Consider the following 16,842-nt stretch of genomic DNA (forward strand, 5'->3'; position numbering starts at 1 on the left):
GAAGGGCTCCCCTGGCCTCCCACCCAAAAACAACGCAGGCGGGGCAGCGGTTGGGCTCCCCCCATCCCCCGCGTCGTCGTTGTTTGCAGACGTCCAACTAGTAGATGGCGAAATTCTGCACTCCCATGGCCAGTCCGGCGTACGAGCCCCCGCTGTACTTGGCGTATCCAAACCCAAAGTCCGTGAACTTGGGGTTCAGCATATTTGCGTTGTGCCCGGGGGAATTGACCCACCAGTCGAACATAGTTTTTGCGCTGGTGTTCAGGGCCACGTTCTCCCCGGCACCAGTCCACCCGGCCGGGTAGTTCGTGTAAAAATTCCAGCTGTGCCAGGTCCCATTCCAGCTTGATGACGCAAAGTCGAGGCGTAGATGATCAGCCCATTTCTGCGACCAGGTGGCCACACCGGGGTTCCACTTCAGTGGCTTGAGGTTGTTCTTGACGCGGTAGTCGTTGACCAACTTGAACGACTCGGCCACAAACGGATCGCTCAGCGAGGGAACCCCCGGCGGCGGCGCAGTTACCAACGCACTGGCCGCGCTCGTCCTGATTGCCGTGGCGTAGCCGGCCAGGGAACCCGTCACCGCCACTGTCATCGCCTTGCCGGTATCAGCCTGCGACAGCAGAAAACTTGCGCCGGTGGCTCCCGGAATCGGTGTCCCTGATCGCAGCCATTGATACGTCAATGCCGCCCCCGGCGTCCATATCCCCGGCGACACGGTCAGCGTTGAGCCGACAGAGGCGGCCCCGGAAATTCCCGGCAACGGCGCAAGCAAAACTCCGGCAACAACCACGGCACTGGCCGGGCTCGATCTGGATTCCGTGGAGTAGCCGGCAAGGGATCCTGTGACCGTCACGGTCATGACCTTGCCCAGATCAGCCGGCCCCAGCATCAGACTAGAACCGGTCGCCCCGGGAATCGCCACGCCTGAACGCAACCACTGGTACTTCAGTGCCGTCCCGGCAGTCCATGTCCCAGACAAGGCGGCAAGCGTTGAACCCACAACTGCGGCCCCGGACACCGTAGGTACCGGTGCAAGTAAAACACCGGCGACAACCACTCCCGCACTAGTCATGGATACCGTTGTAAAGCCAGCCTTGGCGCCAGTGACCCTCACAGAAATGGATTTGTTCAAATCATCCGGCCCCAAAAGCAAGGACGACGCCGTCGCACCGGGTATGGCCGTGCCCGAACGCAACCACTGATAGTTCAAAACTGTGAGCGTAGTCCACGCCCCCGGCGAGGCGAACAACTTTGAACCCACCGCTCCTGTGCCTGAAACAGTAGGCACGGGCGCCGCCAACACACCAGCCACTACAGCAGCAGTAGCCTTGCTGATTCTCGGCACCGTGGAATAGCTCGGGTGGGTCCCTGTCACGGTCACTGACATTGCCTTACCCAGATACGCCGGACCCACCATCAGTGACGGCCCCGTGGCACCGGGAATGGCCACACCCTGCAAGAGCCACTGATATTTCAGCACCGTCCCGGCGGTCCAGGTTCCAGCATTGGCAGCCAGGCTGGAACCTACAACGGCAGCACCGGACACCTGAGGAGTCGGCGCAAGCGGCACACCGGCTGCCATAGACGGCGCACTTCCCAACAGCCCGAATATCAATGCGATCAGGACAGGCAGGACAAATAATCTCTTCGGCATCAGCACACGCATGCAGTTTCCCCTTGGGCTAAATATGGTTCCTTACACCCTAGCCGCCTACAATGCTTTCCTGTCGACAAAGTCCACTGTCTTTCTGGGCAGCAGCCAACAGCCCGGGGATCGGACCAACCAAGGTTCACCGCCGCTGCCTAGGGTATTTGCCGCCTCGCAGGCAACAGAACGGAGCACCGTCATGGGCCGTCACCGGCAATCCGCCCGGAGTAGTGTTCTACCATGAGCAATTACGCTGTGTTCCTGCGCGGGATCAATGTTGGCGGCATCAACGTCAAGATGGCTGATCTGCGCACGGCACTGGCCACTCTTCCCGTGGCCAGGGTGAAAACCCTGCTGGCCTCGGGCAATGTTGTCTGTTCCACGGACATGGCGGCGGCGGAGCTGAAATCTAGCGTCGAAAAGCTCCTGCGCGACTCCTTTGGCTACCATGCGTGGGTGGTGGTTCTGACGCAGGAGCAGGTCCAGGAGATCGTTGACGTCTGCCCCTACCCGGCCGACGACACCACCCAGCACAGCTATGTGACGCTCTCCAGCGACCCGGCCGTGCTGGACGAGCTCGCCGCCCACGGCAGCGAGCTTCCCGACGTCGAACTGGCTAGGCTAAGCCCGGAGGCCCTGGCGTGGCTGGCCGAATCCGGCAGCACCCTGGCCAGCCCCTTCAGCAAGCTGACAGCCAAGCCCCGCTATAAAAGTACGACGACGACCCGCAACTTGCGCACGCTGCTCAAGTGCCGCGACGCAATGGTTTAGACGCGGTGGTTTAGTCGCGATGCTTTAGCGGGCGTCGGCGAGGGCCTGGCGGAACGCCCGGCTGCGCGCAATCTCCGCCTCGGTGGGTTCCTCCACCAGGGTGCTGGAAACTCCGGCGACACTTTCACGCAGGCGCCGCCGGGCCAGCGCCGCACGCCCCCTGCCCCCGGCCAGGGCCAGGAATTTGCTGGTGACGGCAAGGAAGATGCCCAGCACAACGCCTGTCACCACCATCAGGGTGGGCAGGGGCCAGCCCTCAACCGTGGGGGTTTCCGGCACGGCCAGCTGGAAGTAGCCCAGCGCGGCCAGCGCACCCAGCCACAGCAGACCACCCACCGCCACCAACAGGGCCAGCCACTGGATCACGGAAAATACCGGCCACCACCAGGCCCTGGTGTTGGCCAACAAATCGGTGCCGGCCACGGACTGGTCCAGAGCGTCGGGCAGGCCGTCACGGTTGCTGCGCGCAGCGGCGCGAATGGACGCCCGCCACGGTCCCGGGGCGCCTGCGCTGGCGGCATCGCCGAAGTCGCGTACGGAGGAATCGATCCGGGCCAGCTCCGCGGCACCTGCCGGCGGCAGGGACGTCCTGTTCAGCTCGGGGGCGTCATCACGGCGCAGGCTCATGCGGCGCAGCGGATCCCGGCGGAAGCGGGTCAGCCAGCGCGTCACGGGCCACCCAGTCCGTTTGCTCGCCTCCAGCCGGTACGAGGCTTGGACGGCGTTGGCGATGCTTTCCACGTGCACGGCCTGGGCCAGGCCGGCAGCCAGCTGCCTGCGGTCCGTCTGGTGCACCCCTGCCGCATCACCGTCACCAACTGACTGGGCCAGCTGTTCTGCCGCCACCGCAACATCCGCGGCCAGCCGGGCCCCTTGCGCCACCTTGGCCTGCACCACGGCTGCAATGCGTTGGCGCAGCTCGGGCACCCCGGCCGCTGTCAGTGCGGACACAGCCAGCACCTGCACGCTGCCTAAACCGTCTTGGGCCAAGATGGTGGCGAGTGATTCCAATACAGGTTTGACCTCATGAGGGGCCAACTTGTCCACCTGGTTCAACACCACAAGCGTCACGGCCGCATGGGCTGAAAAGGGCTTGATGAATTCGTTGTGGATGGCGGCGTCGGCGTACTTCTGCGGATCCACCACCCACACCAAAACGTCCACCTGCCCGGCCAGCCGCTGCACGATCTCGCGGTTGCGCAACTGGACCGAATCGAAATCCGGCAGATCCAGCAGCACCAGCCCGGCGTCGTCCATCCAGGACGGCACGGGTGCGCCTTCACGGCGCTCGGAGACCTCCAGCCAGTCCAGCAGGGGTGCACTGCCCGCCACGCCCCACACCATGGCCAGCGGCTCGCTGGTGGTGGGCCGGCGGACGGCCACGCGGGCGGCATCCGTGCCCGCCACAGCGTTGAACAGCGAGGATTTTCCGCTGCCGGTGGCACCAAAGAATCCCACCACAGTGTGGTCAGCGCTCAGGGACCGGCGCGAGCTTGCCCGCTCCAACACAGCAAAGACCTGCTCAAGCGCCGCATCGTCCACCCGGCCCTCGCCCAACTCCCGGGCCTCGTTGAGCGCCTCTAGCTGACGGGCCAGCGTGGATTCCGCCTTGGCCTGGCGATGCCGGCTCATGCGCTCTCCCCCGTCCCGCCCAGAACAACCAAGTCCGCCACCAACGCCTTCAGACGCCCCACCTGCGGATCCGCGGCACCCTGCACAGGTCTCAGCCGGTCCAGGAATCGCTCCTGCTGGCGCTCCAGGAGGCTTGCGCAGCGGACGTCCAGGGAGCGCCTGGCTTCCTTGGCCAGGCGCCGCACGGCATCCTCGCCGAAGATGGCTTCCAGGACCTTTTGACCAACGACGGCGGTGCCGCCCGCGATGCCCACCTCGGCTCCCGTGAGTCCCCCTGTGAATGAAAAGACAACCACCATCAAGGCCACACCCAATCCGTTGACACCAAAGGACAGCCATCTTGCCTGTGAGCGCTTTGCCGCGCCCTCGGCCCTGATCAAGGCAAGGACCTCGCCCTGCCAGGCCCGGATTTCACCGGCCACTTCCGCCGGGAAGTCAGCGCTGAGAGCTGACAGATCATCCTGGCCCAGCAGCTGCCGGCCGGCCGGATCGGCACGCCACCGCTGGTCCGCGTCCTCGGCGGCGCGGGCGGCCTGGTCCACAATGACTGCCTGCAGGCCGGTTTCAATGGCCGCTTCCACCTTGACTGCGGGCGGCGGCTGGCCCTTGAAGAAGGCTCCGATCCTGTCCCGCATCCGTCCAATGCCCGTCTCCAGGGCCCTGAAGAAGTCACCCGTGCCCACAAAGTCTTGCCATCTGGCCAGTACCTCGCCGCGCAGCAGGGTCCCGTCGCTGGTGGCCTTGCTGATGTGTTCGGCGGCATCGCTGAAGGCCGCCCGAACGTCCTGGGCAAGCTGCCGGCTGGCCGCCTGTTGATCCATGACGGCTCCGGACAGAATTTCCAGCCGCCCGGAGAGTGAGCGGACAGTCCCGTTGAGGGTCCTGCGAACAATGTCGGCACGGCTGGCCGAATCCGCGCTGATGGCGGCCAGCCAGCTGCCGATGGGGGCAACGGCCGCCGGCGGCAGCATACCCAGCTCATCCAGCGCCAGTTCCGGAACCACAAAGAGCTGAGCACCGGCGAGTCCCTCACGCAGCAGCATCGCGTGCAGGTCGGCGGCAACCTCCTGCTCGGCACCGGCCGGCACGCGGTCCAAAATGATGGCGACGGTGATGTCCCGGGAGGCTGCGTCCAGTAGGAGCTTCCACGGCACGGCGTCCGCGTACCTGTTGGCCGTGGTGACAAAGAGCCATAGGTCCGCCGCAGCCAGCAACTGCCCGGCCAACTGCCTGTTGTCATCCGAGACGGAGTCCACATCCGGGGCATCCAGCAAGGCAATCCCCGGCGGCACCGCCGGATCGGCCACCAGCACCAGGGATGTCATGGCGGAGGCATCGGGGGCCACCCCTGCCCGTGATGCGGGAGTGTTGGCCTTGATGCGTTCCCCATGCACCCTGTGGAGGGTGGGCAGCACGCGTGCGGAGTCGAACCAGGCGCCGTCCTGCGGGTTGTGGAGCAGGATGGGCTGGCGCGTGGTGGGCCTGATGGCCCCGGACCGTGTCACGGGATGGCCCACCAGGGCGTTGACAAGGGTTGACTTCCCCGCCCCCGTGGAGCCGCCCACCACGGCCAGCAACGGTGCGTCCAAGCTTTTCCACCGCGGCAGAATGTAATCATCGAGCTGTCCCAACGCCGCTGCGGCAGTTGCCCGGGCGTCCTGCACCCCAGGCAACTCAAGCGGGAGCTCCAGCCCGGCAAGTTCAGCCCGCACATTTTCCAGGAGCATGATTGCGGCAGTTTGCGCGCGGGCGGCTGCGCTGCCATCCTCTGGCGGATGGGACCGTGGCGGCGTTGCATCGGTGGGCTTCACAGCTTCATCATGCCAGCACAATGCTCAATAGATTCCCAGGTTGCGGCTCCCAACTTCCCGCCAGCACCCAACTGTGGCGCAGTTGTTGCTAGAAATGGGGGTGTTTACAGCAACAAGTGCGTCACAGTTGGGGGTGTTAAAGCAAAAAGGCCGGGAAACTTTTCAGCTTCCCGGCCTTGCTTGTGACCCCAGCGGGATTCGAACCCGCGTTACCGCCGTGAGAGGGCAGCGTACTAGGCCGCTATACGATGGGGCCCTAATACATTCAATTTCTTGCGATTGAACTTCAAGAATATTACCTGAACTTCGCTCAACATGCCAATTGAAAGGCAGCTTGTAAAAGCGCTGGGATACCAGGACTCGAACCTAGAATGTCGGTACCAGAAACCGATGTGTTGCCAATTACACCATATCCCAATGGCTACACGATTCACCGTGAAATCCGCGGGTTTCCCCGGTCTTTCAGCGGCTCTCGCGCCGGGATAAAACTATACCCGAGAGTTTGCCGAACACCAAAACGAGAATGCTGTTTTCGGCTGAGTCGTGCGTCACAGCCAAGCGGAGGGTGCCTGGATCCCCACCATTGCGGCCATTTCGGTGAGGTTTCCAATGCCCACAACCCGTGCCGCAGCCTGGGCATCGTGGCCGGCCACACTGGGTGCCGCCTTGCCTTCCCGGTTCAGCCACACCCCATGCAGCCCCGCCCGCACCGAGCCAACGCCGTCGATCATGTAGTTATCCCCCACGTACAGAGTCTCCGCCGGTGCAGTGCCCAGCTGACGGCAGCCTTCAAGGAAGATCTCCGGCTCAGGCTTGGCCACATTGACGGTGTCGATGCCCACTAGGACCTGGATGCGCGCCAGGCCGGCGGTATCCAGCTTGGCCCGTTGGTAGGCGTAGACATTGTTACTCACGGCGCCATAGGGGATGCCCGCTGCGTCGAGGGCGTCAAGGAGCGGTACGACGTCGGCGAAGGCCCGGATGGAGCGTGGCTGGGCCTCTTCAAAGTCGGCGATCCACTGCTGCTCGGTGGCATGGTCAAAGCCGGTGAATCCCAAGTGGTCAAAGACCACCCGGGCACGCAGGCCCCGCTGCTGCGCAAAGCTGAATTCACCCTGCACGTAGCGGTCGTAATAGTTGTGCGGATCCGCCATGTACAGGGCCGCAAAACTGTCCCAGTCCGCCGCCGTGGCGTTGGGCAGCAGCCGCTCCGAGGCAAACACCATGGCGTCGGCCATAGCGCGGTAGAGGTCAACGATGGTTTCATCAATATCAAACAAAACACCCTTGATCCGCCCTGCACAAGCGGCGGATTCAAGGGTGTTTTGTGAAGCGTTGAGCGTCAAGATTTTAGCCCTTGAATGCGCGTAGGCGGGTCAGTGAGGATTCCTTGCCCAGGATCACCATGGACTCAAAGAGCGGCGGGGAAATCTTGCGCCCGGACAGGGCCGTGCGGACGGGGCCAAAGGCCAGGCGCGGCTTGACGCCAAGACCTTCCACCAGGGCCGTCTTGAGGGCCGCCTGGATGGACTCGGCGCTCCAATCCTCCAACGGCTCCAGGGCTGCCAGCGCGGCGTCCAGGACCTCTGTGAGGTTCTCGGGCATACCCTTGAGTGCATCCTCGGCGACGTCGACGGCGTCGTCCTTCTTGAACAGGAACGCCAGCATCTCCGGAGCCTCGCCCAGCAAGGTGATGCGCTCCTGGACCAGAGGGGCGGCCTCGGTGAGGATCTCCTGCTCGCGGGCGCTCAGGGTCTCCCCCACCACGCCGTCGGCCTGCAGGTACGGGATCAGGCGGTTGCGGAAGTCGGTGGCCTCCAGCATGCGCACGTGGGTGCCGTTGATGGCCTCGGCCTTCTTGATGTCAAAACGTGCCGGGTTGCCCAGGACGTCGTGGATGTCAAAGTTCTCCACGAGCTGGGCCACGGTGAAGATGTCCTCGTCGGCGGAGAGCGACCAACCCAACAGGGAGAGGTAGTTCAGCAAACCTTCGGGAATGAAGCCGCGGTCCCGGTGCAGGAACAAGTTGGACTCGGGGTCACGCTTGGAGAGCTTCTTGTTGCCGGCGCCCATGACGTAGGGCATGTGGCCGAACAGCGGCAGGTATTCCGCCACGCCAACCTCATACAGTGCGTGGTACAGGGCAATCTGGCGGGGTGTGGAGGAGAGCAGGTCCTCGCCGCGCAGCACGTGGGTGACACCCATCAGGGCATCATCCACCGGGTTCACCAGGGTGTACAACGGCGCGCCATTGGGGCGGACAATTGCGTAGTCCGGGACTGATCCTGCCTTGAAGGTGATCTCGCCCCGGACCAAATCTGTAAACGTGATGTCGGCGTCCGGCATGCGCAGGCGCAGAGCCGGCTGGCGTCCCTCCGCCTTGAAGGCGGCAATCTGCTCGGGCGTGAGGTCACGGTCAAAGTTGTCGTATCCAAGCTTAACGTCCCGGCCGGCCGCCTTGTGACGATCCTCCACCTCTTCGGGTGTGGAATAGGACTCATAGGCGTGTCCGCCGGCAACCAGCTTGGCAATGACATCCACGTAGATCTCGCCGCGCTGGGACTGGCGGTAGGGCTCATGCGGGCCGCCCACCTCAACACCCTCGTCCCAGGTGATGCCGAGCCACGTGAGGGCATCAAGGAGCTGGAGGTAGCTTTCCTCGCTGTCGCGCTTGGCGTCGGTGTCTTCGATGCGGAAAATCATCTTCCCGCCGGTGTGCCGGGCGTAGGCCCAGTTAAACAAGGCCGTGCGGATCAACCCGACGTGGGGTGTTCCGGTGGGCGAGGGGCAAAACCGTACCCGTACGGGAGTTTCGGCGGTGACAGTGGGGATCGGGGCAGCATTAGTCATGATGAGATCTAGTTTAGCCGCCTCGCACTCCCGCCCGACGAACCCGGCGCCGCTACGCCGCCGTCACCGGCCTGCGGATTCATCGTGGGAATGGTTGCGAAACCATTGACAGTTCGCACCACTACGGCGTAACGTACAACCAAATGGTTGTATATGAGCTGAGTGAAACCGACATTGACCGCCTCTTTCAGGCGTTCGCAGATGCCACCCGCCGTGACATTGTCCGCAGGGTCACCGTGGAGAGCTATTCGGTGTCGGGGCTGGCGGCCCTCTACGACATGAGTTTCGCGGCGGTCCAAAAACATGTGGCCGTGTTGGAACGAGCATCCCTTGTCAGCAAGGAAAAGCGCGGAAGGGAGCAACTGGTGCAAGGAAACCATGAGGGACTCCACAAGGCCCAGCGGCTGCTCGATGAATACGAGGCGATCTGGCACCAGCGTGCCGCACGGATCGCGGACATCTTGGCAGAAGAATAACGAAAGGCAAGGCCATGACTGTTATTAGTTCCATCAAGAATCCCGAAGCCCTGAGCTTCACCATCGTGACCGAGTTCAGTGCCGGCGTCGAACGGGTCTGGCAGATCTGGGCCGATCCGCGCCAGCTGGAGCGCTGGTGGGGTCCGCCCACCTGGCCGGCCACCTTTGAACACTTCGACTTCAAGCGCGGCGGCAGGGTGGCCTACTTCATGACCGGGCCCGACGGCGAGAAGGCCCGCGGCTGGTGGCACTTCACAGCCATCGCCGCCCCGCATCTGCTGGAGCTCGACGACGGTTTCGCCGACGAGGACGGACACCGTGTGGACTCCATGGGCACCACCCGCATCACCGTCACCCTCGAGGACTTTGGCAACACCACACGCATGAGCGTGTCGAGTCTCTTCCACGATGCCGCGCAGATGGAGCAGATGGTTGCCATGGGCATGGAGGAGGGCATGGGCCAGGCCATGGGCCAGATCGACGCCATCCTTGCCGAACAGTCTGTCAGTTAGGATCCGCTTGCAGAAAATGCCGCCGCTCCCGCATATTGCCACCTGTACAACGGCGGCAAGATGCGGGAGCGGCGGCATTTTTGAGCGATGTCAGCTAAACAGCTGACTCTTGGGCTCGTTGTTCTTCACGAACTGCCAACCGATCCACAGGACCACGGCAAAGAACGGGATGGTGCACAACGTCCACAGGCCCAAGAGGAAGACGCTGCCGTCCGGTGCTGTCATGGTGTCGAAGCCGATCAGCACGGTGATGATGAGCAAGGCAACCAAGCCAACCCAGCTGGTCCATGGCGAGCCGGGCATGGGCAGGGAGGAGACCTGACCCTTCTTCTTGCGCAGCATGATTTGGCTCGCGAAGATGGAGCCCCAGGTGAAGATCACACCGATCGAGGCCGTGTTCAGCGCCAGGTCGAAGGCGTGTGAGCCGCCGAGCCAAATGTTGGCGAGCACACCAACCACGTAGACGCCGGCAATGCTCAAGATGGCCGCGTACGGCACATGGCGTGAGGACATCTTGTTCAGCCAGTGCGGGGCGTGGCCATTGTTGGCCATGGTGCGGAAGATGCGGCCGATCGAGTACAGCCCGGAGTTGCAGGAGGAAAGGGCCGCGGTGATGACCACAAAGTTCATGACCGAGCCCACCCAGTCAAGCCCCATGGCCGAGAAGACAGTGACGAAGGGACTCTCGCCCGACTTGTACTGGTCCGAGGGCAGGATCATGGCCAGCAGCGTGACCGAGCCAACGTAGAACACCACAATGCGAACCACCACGGCGCGGATGGCCTTGGGCACTTCGCGTTCGGGATTCTTCATTTCCCCGGCGGTAATACCGACCAGTTCAATGGCGTTGTAGGCAAAGATCACTGCGTTCAACACCAGGATCATCACCAGCCCGCCCTTGGGGAACATGCCGCCTTGTTCGTGGAATAGGTTGCTAACACTGGCATGCCCGGCACCCACGGAGGCGTTGGTGATGACCATGAATGTGCCCACGGCGAGGAAGATCAAGATGGCGCCGACCTTCAGGCAGGAGGCCCAGAACTCAAACTCACCGAAGGCCTTCACGCTGAGCAGGTTCACCGCCACCAGCAGGATCAAGGCGCAGAAGGCGCTCACTTCAATGGGAACGCCTGGGAAGAAGTATTGGAAGTACAGGCCAATGGCGATCAGCTCAGCCACGCCCGTCATGGCCCAGTTGATGAAGTACATCCAGCCGGAAAGGAAGGCGCCCTTCTTGCCGAACAGTTCACCAGCGTAGGAAACAAAGGATCCCGAGGTCTGGCGGTACATGATGAGCTCGCCCAGTGCCCGCATGAGCAGGTAGGCGATGACGCCGGCAATGGCGTAGGAGAAGATCAGGGCCGGGCCGGTCGACGCGAGTCGGCCGCCAGCTCCCATGAACAAGCCCACACCAATAGCGCCACCCATCGCGATCATGGTGACCTGGCGACGGTTGAGGGTTTTTTGGTAACCCTCCGCTGTGATGTCGTCCGAGCCGGCCTGGGGTGTTGCTATGTCAGTTGCTTCGGTGCTCACGCAAGGTCCTTTTAGTCGAGTTTCGCCCCACGTGCAGAAGTCTAAAATTCGTGGTTTTGCCACAAACGTAGGCTCAAAGGGCTTCACAAGCGTACTACGGCGAAATAAGTGGGTGATGCCAATCACAGCCTGAGAGGGTCTCCGGATTGTCTGGGATCACAGAACTTAGGCGCAAAAGTGGCCAGTTTTCCGTTTATCTTGGGGCTGTGGTGACCAGTCACAAATTCGGCAAAAAAAATTTCAGGAAAGCGGGCTGCAGTGGCAGCTGCAGGAGGTTCAGGGCTGTGCGTCCCGGAACAGGAGCGCCGCCTGGACCCTATTGTCCAGTTCCAGCTTCGCCAGAATCCTCGAGACGTGCGACTTCACCGTGGCCTCACGCAGGAATAGATGCTGCCCAATCCCGTCATTGCTCAGCCCCTGCGCCATGGCATGGAGCACCTCCGCCTCACGGGCCGTCAAGCGTTCCAGCCGGGCCAGGGCCGTGTTGGCCTTCGTCGCCGCAGCACGCATGCGGGTCCGCTCGATCAACCGTTTCGTCACCGTCGGAGCCAGCATGCCCTCCCCCGCCGCCACCGTGCGAATGGCGTGAAAGAGCCTCTCCGGCTCGGTGTCCTTGAGCATGAAACCCGCAGCCCCTGCTTCCAAGGCGGCAAAAACGTGGTCGTCAAGGTCAAAGGTGGTGAGCACCAAAACCTGCGGCGCCCGTTCAAGCCCGCGCAGCTGCGCCGTTGCGGCAATGCCGTCGCCCCCGGGCATCCGCACGTGCATCAGGACGACGTCGGAGCGTTGCGTTTGCGCGCATCTCACCGCCTGCGGTCCGCTGGCTGCCTCTCCCACCACCGTCATGTCAGCACGGGAGTTCACCATCTTCACCAGGGCGGCGCGGACCAGTTGCTCGTCGTCGGCAATAATCACCCGGATTTTTTCCGTCACGGTGCAACCCCGCTGAATTCCTGCTCGCCCTGAGGCTTGAATGGGATGCGGGCTGTCAATTCAAAGCCGGCCCCTGTTGGGTGGTGGTCCAGGGTGCCACCCAGGAGTTGGACGCGTTCGGCAAGCCCTATCAGGCCCAGGCCAGCACCCAGAGCCGGTTCACCCGGTCCGCCTGGGCCGTTCATGACTGAGACGCACAAGACCAAGCCGCCGGATTCTGTGCTGCGCAGCTCAAGCGTCACCGCGGCGACTGCCTCGGAAGCATGCCGGGCAACGTTGGTGATCCCCTCCTGCACCACGCGATACGCCGCCCGGCTGAGAGCGTCCGGAATGCCGCTGCCCACGGCCGGGTCAGGGGTGTAGTCAACACTCAGGCCGGCCTGCCGCCATTCGTCCACCAAATCGGCGATCTGGCCGATACCCGACGGTGCCGTGCGGGACCTTGCAGCGTCCGGCTCCCCGGTGCTGTCCTCGTGCAAAACACCCAGCACCTCGCGCAGTTCGCCGAGGGCGGCGTGGGCGGTTTCGCGGATCACTGTGGCGGCCTCAGCCGTCGCCGCGTCGGGGGCAGCTACCTGCAGGGCCGCGGCCTGGACTGCCACCAGGGACATCCTGTGCGCCAAGGTGTCGTGCATTTCGCGGGCAATCCGTTGACGCTCTGCAAGCCTGCTCCGCTCAACTTCTCCAACGCGTTCCGTTTCAGCCCGTTCGGCGCGTTCCTTTAGCGTGGCAAGGCGTAATTCCCTGGACCGGGCCCGCTGGCCGCGGTAAGCTCCCCACCCGGCGATGCCCACCAAAAGGACCACCCCAACCAGGACAAGATCCCAGCCTAGGGGTTCGGTACCAAGAAGCGCCTCGGCCCCCATGGCGAGGGCAATAATGGCAGCAACCCACCAGTCCAACCGGCGTTTGGCCAGCAGGAACAGGGCTAGGAGGAAAGCGACTCCGCTGAAGGAGAGTGCGCCAAGGATGGCGGCCACCGCGGCCACTGTTTTGGGGAAGCTGTGCCGCCAGATGAGGGCAACGGCGCCCAGCGGAGCCAGCACGGGGGCAACTGCGAAACGGGCCCAGTCAAGGCCGGCGTTTTCCGGATCGGGAACAGCTCCGCTCTCCACGCCCAATCCGAGCGAGAGGAATGACATCAGGACATCAGAAACCGCCACAACGATCACGAGCAGCACCGTTCGCCACACGCTGGCACCAGAAGATTTTTTTATGTTCATGCTTTGAGCCTAAAAGTCCCGCCAGCACCGCCGCATCCAACTAAAGTTGTCACTTCCGCCAAACCCGCCCCGGAAACTGCCGTGCCGCCGTCGTACGTTCATTGAGTACGCACGACGACGGCATTTGCGAACGCCTGCTAGCGGCGGACCACGGGGTTGGAGAGGCGGCCGATGCCCTCAATTTCGACGTCGTAGCGGTCTCCGTCGTTGAGCAGGTCAACGCCGGCCGGGGTGCCCGTCATGATGACGTCGCCCGGGAGCAGGGTGAAGGCGTGCGAGACGATCGAGACGAGTTCGCGGACGCTGCGGACCATCTGGTTGCTGCTGCCGTCTTGGCGGAGTTCGCCGTTGAGCCAGCCCTTGATGGACACGTCGTCGGGGTCCAGCTCGGTTTCGATCCACGGGCCAAGGGGTGCTGCGGTGTCGAAGCCCTTGGCGCGGGCCCACTGGCCGTCACCGGCCTGGACGTCGCGGGCCGTCAAGTCATTGCCGCAGGTGTAGCCGAAGATGACCTCATCCACACGCGATTCCGGGACGTCCTTGCAGATGCGGCCAATGACAACGCACAGTTCGGCCTCGTAGGAGACCTCTTCGGAGAATTCAGGCAGCACGATCGGCTCGTTCGGGCCAATCACGCTGGTGTTCGGCTTGAGGAAAAGCAGCGGGTTCTCGGGAACCACGTTGCCCAGTTCGCGGGCGTGGTCGGCGAAGTTGCGGCCAACGCCGATGACCTTGCTGCGCGGGATGATCGGGGCCACCAGGCGCACATCGATCAACGGGTACTTGATGGAAGTTTTTTCTACGCCATTGAAGAAGGGATCGCCCTTGATGGCAGTGACAATCTCACTGCCGGTCTCCCCTTCCACAATGCCGTACATGGGGTCATTATCAACTACAAATCGGGCTATACGCATGTGTTTTAGTGTATCCGCAAAGCAAGCGCCCGTCGTCGGGCTTAACCCAAACTGACCCGCAGAAATCGCCGAAAATCGCGTCCAAAACGCGTTTTTTCGTCGATTTCTGCGGGTCAGTTGAGGAAGACTAGGCCAGGCGGGTCAGCCAGCCGTGCAGGTCCTCCACGGCGCCGGTCTGGATGCCCAGCAGCTGCTCGCGGATGGCGGCGGTGACTTCGCCGATGCCGTCGGCCGGTGAGGAGATGGTGCCCTCCGCCGTCTTCAGCTCGCCGATGGGGGTGATGACGGCGGCCGTGCCGCAGGCGAACACTTCGGTGATCTCACCGTTGGCAACGCCGTCGCGCCATTCATCGATGGTGATCTTGCGTTCTTCAACCTTCATGCCACGATCCGCCGCCAACTGCATGACGGAGGAGCGGGTGATGCCGTGCAGGATGTGGCCGTTGAGTGCAGGGGTGACCAGGCTGCCGTCCTTGAACACGAAGAAGATATTCATGCCGCCGAGCTCTTCAATAGCGTTGTCGTTGAACGGGTCAAGGAACAAGACCTGCTTGCAGCCTTGGGCCTCGGCTTCCATCTGCGCGGCCAGCGATGCCGCGTAGTTGCCGCCGCACTTGGCCTCGCCGGTACCGCCTTCGCCGGCGCGGGCGTAGGTGGTGGTGAGCCAGATGGAAACGGGCTTCAGCTCGCCGCCGAAGTAATTGCCGGCAGGGGATGCGATGACGCGGTAGGACACTTCGCGGGCGGGGCGGACACCCAGGAACGCCTCGGTGGCGATCATGAACGGGCGCAGGTACAACGCTTCGCCGTCGCCGGAGGGCACCCATTCCTGGTCCACGGCAACCAGCTGGCGCAGCGATTCGATGAACGTTGCCGGCGGCAGTTCCGGCAGGGCCAGACGACGCGCGGAGGTGTTCAGGCGGGCGGCGTTGGCCTCGGCCCGGAACGTCCACACGGAACCGTCGGCATGGCGGTAGGCCTTCATGCCCTCAAAAATTTCCTGGCCGTAGTGCAGCACAGCGGCGGCCGGATCCATCAGGATGGGTCCATAGGGCTCAACACGTGCGTTGAACCAGCCACCTTCACCGTTGGCATCAACCTTGAAGTCCACAACGGCCGTGTGATCCGTAAAGTAGTCGCCAAAGCCGGGGTTCGCCAAAATGGCCTCGCGCTCTGCGCCGCTCTTGGGGTTCTCATGGAGCTGCTGGGAAAAGGTCAGCTCGCTGGCGTTCTGGGTCATGCTTCCTCCACAGGGTTGTTCGCCCCGCGCTGAGACCAGCGTGGGGCGGAGTTCGGTGCCGGGAATTCATCAAGATTCTCGTGGTGGTGCGCCGCTCATTTGAGTTACGGTTCATTCACCTAATGGGTTAAGCCTACTCCTGCCCGCCGCGGTGCCGGGCCGGTCAGCCGCGACCGGCGTGCAGCGCCTACAGTGCCGCCGCGATGGCGTCGCCAATGGCTTGGGTGGAACGGGCCGCGGACGCGCTGCGTCCGGCGATATCGGCCGCCACGGCGGCCTCCACCTTGGCAGCAGCTGCGGGGTAGCCCACATGGTTCAGCAGCAGTGCCGCGGACAGGATCGCCGCCGTGGGGTCTGCTTTTTGCTGGCCCGCAATGTCCGGGGCTGAGCCGTGGACCGGCTCAAACATGGACGGTGCGCTCCTGTCCATGTTGATGTTCCCGGAGGCGGCCAGGCCGATGCCACCGGTGACGGCTGCGGCCAGGTCGGTGATGATGTCACCAAAGAGGTTGTCGGTGACAATGACATCAAAGCGCGCGGGATCGGTGACCAGGAAGATCATGGCGGCATCCACGTGCAGGTAGTCCACGCTGACGTCCGGAAACTCCACGGCAACAGCTTCCACTGTGCGCTTCCACAGGTGACCGGCGTAGACCAGCACATTGTGCTTGTGCACGTAAGTCAGCTTCTTGCGGGGGCGCTCGTTGGCGCGGCGGAAGCCGTCGCGGACCAGACGCTCCACACCGAAGGCCGTGTTGACGGAAACCTCTGTCGCCACCTCATGCGGTGTGCCCTTGCGCAGCACGCCGCCGTTGCCCACATAGGGGCCCTCCGTACCTTCGCGGACCACAACAAAGTCAATGGTGCCGGGGTTCGCCAGGGGCGAGGCCACGCCGTCGTACAAGAATGAGGGGCGCAGATTCACAAAGTGGTCCAGGCTGAAGCGCAGTTTGAGCAGCATCTCGCGCTCGATCAAGCCCGAGGGGATGCGGGTGTCGCCGGGGGCCGCACCCACAGCACCGAAGAGGATGGCGTCGTGGCCGCGCAGGGCGTCAATGGTTTCCTCGGGCAGGGTCTCACCCGTGGCGAGCCAGTGCTCGGCGCCCAGGGCGTAGTCGGTCAGCGTGAGTTCAACACCCTCGGAAGCTGTGACTTTCTTGAGGACCTTGACGGCCTCAGCCGTGACCTCGGGACCAATGCCGTCACCGGCAATTACTGCAATGTCAATCGATGCGCTCATGAATTTAGCCTAACGAAACCATCCACATGATGGTCAAACGATCTCAGAATATG

Annotated in this window: 14 protein-coding genes and 2 tRNA genes; 3 read left to right on the forward strand and 13 right to left on the reverse strand. The window is 63.2% G+C overall.

Annotated elements, in window-relative coordinates:
* Positions 1 to 97 precede the first annotated feature (97 nt).
* Complete coding sequence (locus ACX80Q_RS07900) at positions 98 to 1,585, reverse strand: CAP domain-containing protein (protein ID WP_459329983.1); 1,488 nt, start codon at positions 1,583 to 1,585, stop codon at positions 98 to 100.
* Between the two features lie 306 nt (positions 1,586 to 1,891).
* Between ACX80Q_RS07900 and ACX80Q_RS07905 the strand changes: the two genes are divergently transcribed.
* The gene (locus ACX80Q_RS07905; RefSeq protein WP_459329984.1) at positions 1,892 to 2,422 is read left to right on the forward strand and encodes a DUF1697 domain-containing protein; all 531 of its coding nucleotides are present in this window, start codon (positions 1,892 to 1,894) and stop codon (positions 2,420 to 2,422) included.
* A gap of 24 nt (positions 2,423 to 2,446) precedes the next feature.
* Here ACX80Q_RS07905 and ACX80Q_RS07910 read toward each other — a convergent pair whose 3' ends face one another.
* From ACX80Q_RS07910 to gltX, 6 genes are all read right to left on the reverse strand, one after another.
* Complete coding sequence (locus ACX80Q_RS07910; protein WP_459329985.1) at positions 2,447 to 4,054, reverse strand: GTPase; 1,608 nt, start codon at positions 4,052 to 4,054, stop codon at positions 2,447 to 2,449.
* Complete coding sequence (locus ACX80Q_RS07915) at positions 4,051 to 5,781, reverse strand: dynamin family protein (RefSeq protein ID WP_459330071.1); 1,731 nt, start codon at positions 5,779 to 5,781, stop codon at positions 4,051 to 4,053. Before ACX80Q_RS07915 ends, ACX80Q_RS07910 begins: the two co-directional genes overlap by 4 nt.
* Before the next feature lie 267 nt (positions 5,782 to 6,048).
* Positions 6,049 to 6,121, reverse strand: a tRNA-Glu gene (locus ACX80Q_RS07920).
* Positions 6,122 to 6,210: 89 nt separating this feature from the next.
* Positions 6,211 to 6,282: transfer RNA gene (locus ACX80Q_RS07925), tRNA-Gln, on the reverse strand.
* A 131-nt stretch (positions 6,283 to 6,413) separates the two neighbouring features.
* Entirely contained in the window at positions 6,414 to 7,211 is a 798-nt protein-coding gene (locus tag ACX80Q_RS07930; protein WP_459329986.1) for an HAD family hydrolase, read from the reverse strand.
* Positions 7,212 to 7,215: 4 nt separating this feature from the next.
* Positions 7,216 to 8,715, reverse strand: a complete 1,500-nt coding sequence (gltX, locus tag ACX80Q_RS07935; protein ID WP_459329987.1) for a glutamate--tRNA ligase — start codon at positions 8,713 to 8,715, stop codon at positions 7,216 to 7,218.
* Between the two features lie 143 nt (positions 8,716 to 8,858).
* Here gltX and ACX80Q_RS07940 point away from each other — a divergent pair, with 143 nt between their 5' ends.
* Positions 8,859 to 9,191 (forward strand): ArsR/SmtB family transcription factor, encoded by a 333-nt coding sequence (locus ACX80Q_RS07940; RefSeq protein ID WP_459329988.1) that lies wholly within the window; start codon positions 8,859 to 8,861, stop codon positions 9,189 to 9,191.
* A gap of 14 nt (positions 9,192 to 9,205) precedes the next feature.
* Entirely contained in the window at positions 9,206 to 9,703 is a 498-nt protein-coding gene (locus ACX80Q_RS07945) for an SRPBCC family protein (protein WP_459329989.1), read from the forward strand.
* A 90-nt stretch (positions 9,704 to 9,793) separates the two neighbouring features.
* Here the strand turns inward: ACX80Q_RS07945 and ACX80Q_RS07950 are convergent, their stop codons facing one another.
* The 6 genes from ACX80Q_RS07950 to ACX80Q_RS07975 all read right to left on the reverse strand — a co-directional run bounded on the left by ACX80Q_RS07950 (position 9,794) and on the right by ACX80Q_RS07975 (position 16,789).
* Positions 9,794 to 11,239 carry an amino acid permease gene (locus tag ACX80Q_RS07950; protein WP_459329990.1) on the reverse strand — a complete coding sequence of 482 codons (1,446 nt, stop codon included), beginning with the start codon at positions 11,237 to 11,239 and terminating at the stop codon, positions 9,794 to 9,796.
* Positions 11,240 to 11,515: 276 nt separating this feature from the next.
* Complete coding sequence (locus ACX80Q_RS07955; protein WP_459329991.1) at positions 11,516 to 12,172, reverse strand: response regulator; 657 nt, start codon at positions 12,170 to 12,172, stop codon at positions 11,516 to 11,518.
* Positions 12,169 to 13,395: a sensor histidine kinase gene (locus ACX80Q_RS07960; RefSeq protein WP_459329992.1), complete on the reverse strand. Its 1,227-nt coding sequence runs from the start codon at positions 13,393 to 13,395 to the stop codon at positions 12,169 to 12,171. The genes ACX80Q_RS07955 and ACX80Q_RS07960 overlap by 4 nt, the downstream gene beginning before the upstream one ends.
* Before the next feature lie 137 nt (positions 13,396 to 13,532).
* A complete protein-coding gene (locus ACX80Q_RS07965) occupies positions 13,533 to 14,309 on the reverse strand; it encodes a fumarylacetoacetate hydrolase family protein (RefSeq protein WP_459329993.1) in 777 nt (258 codons plus the stop codon).
* A gap of 127 nt (positions 14,310 to 14,436) precedes the next feature.
* On the reverse strand, positions 14,437 to 15,549 hold the full coding sequence (locus ACX80Q_RS07970; protein WP_459329994.1) for a branched-chain amino acid aminotransferase: 1,113 nt from the start codon (positions 15,547 to 15,549) through the stop codon (positions 14,437 to 14,439).
* Between the two features lie 187 nt (positions 15,550 to 15,736).
* Positions 15,737 to 16,789 carry a 3-isopropylmalate dehydrogenase gene (locus ACX80Q_RS07975; RefSeq protein ID WP_459329995.1) on the reverse strand — a complete coding sequence of 351 codons (1,053 nt, stop codon included), beginning with the start codon at positions 16,787 to 16,789 and terminating at the stop codon, positions 15,737 to 15,739.
* Positions 16,790 to 16,842 lie beyond the last annotated feature (53 nt).

Source organism: Arthrobacter sp. HLT1-20, assembly GCF_054510895.1.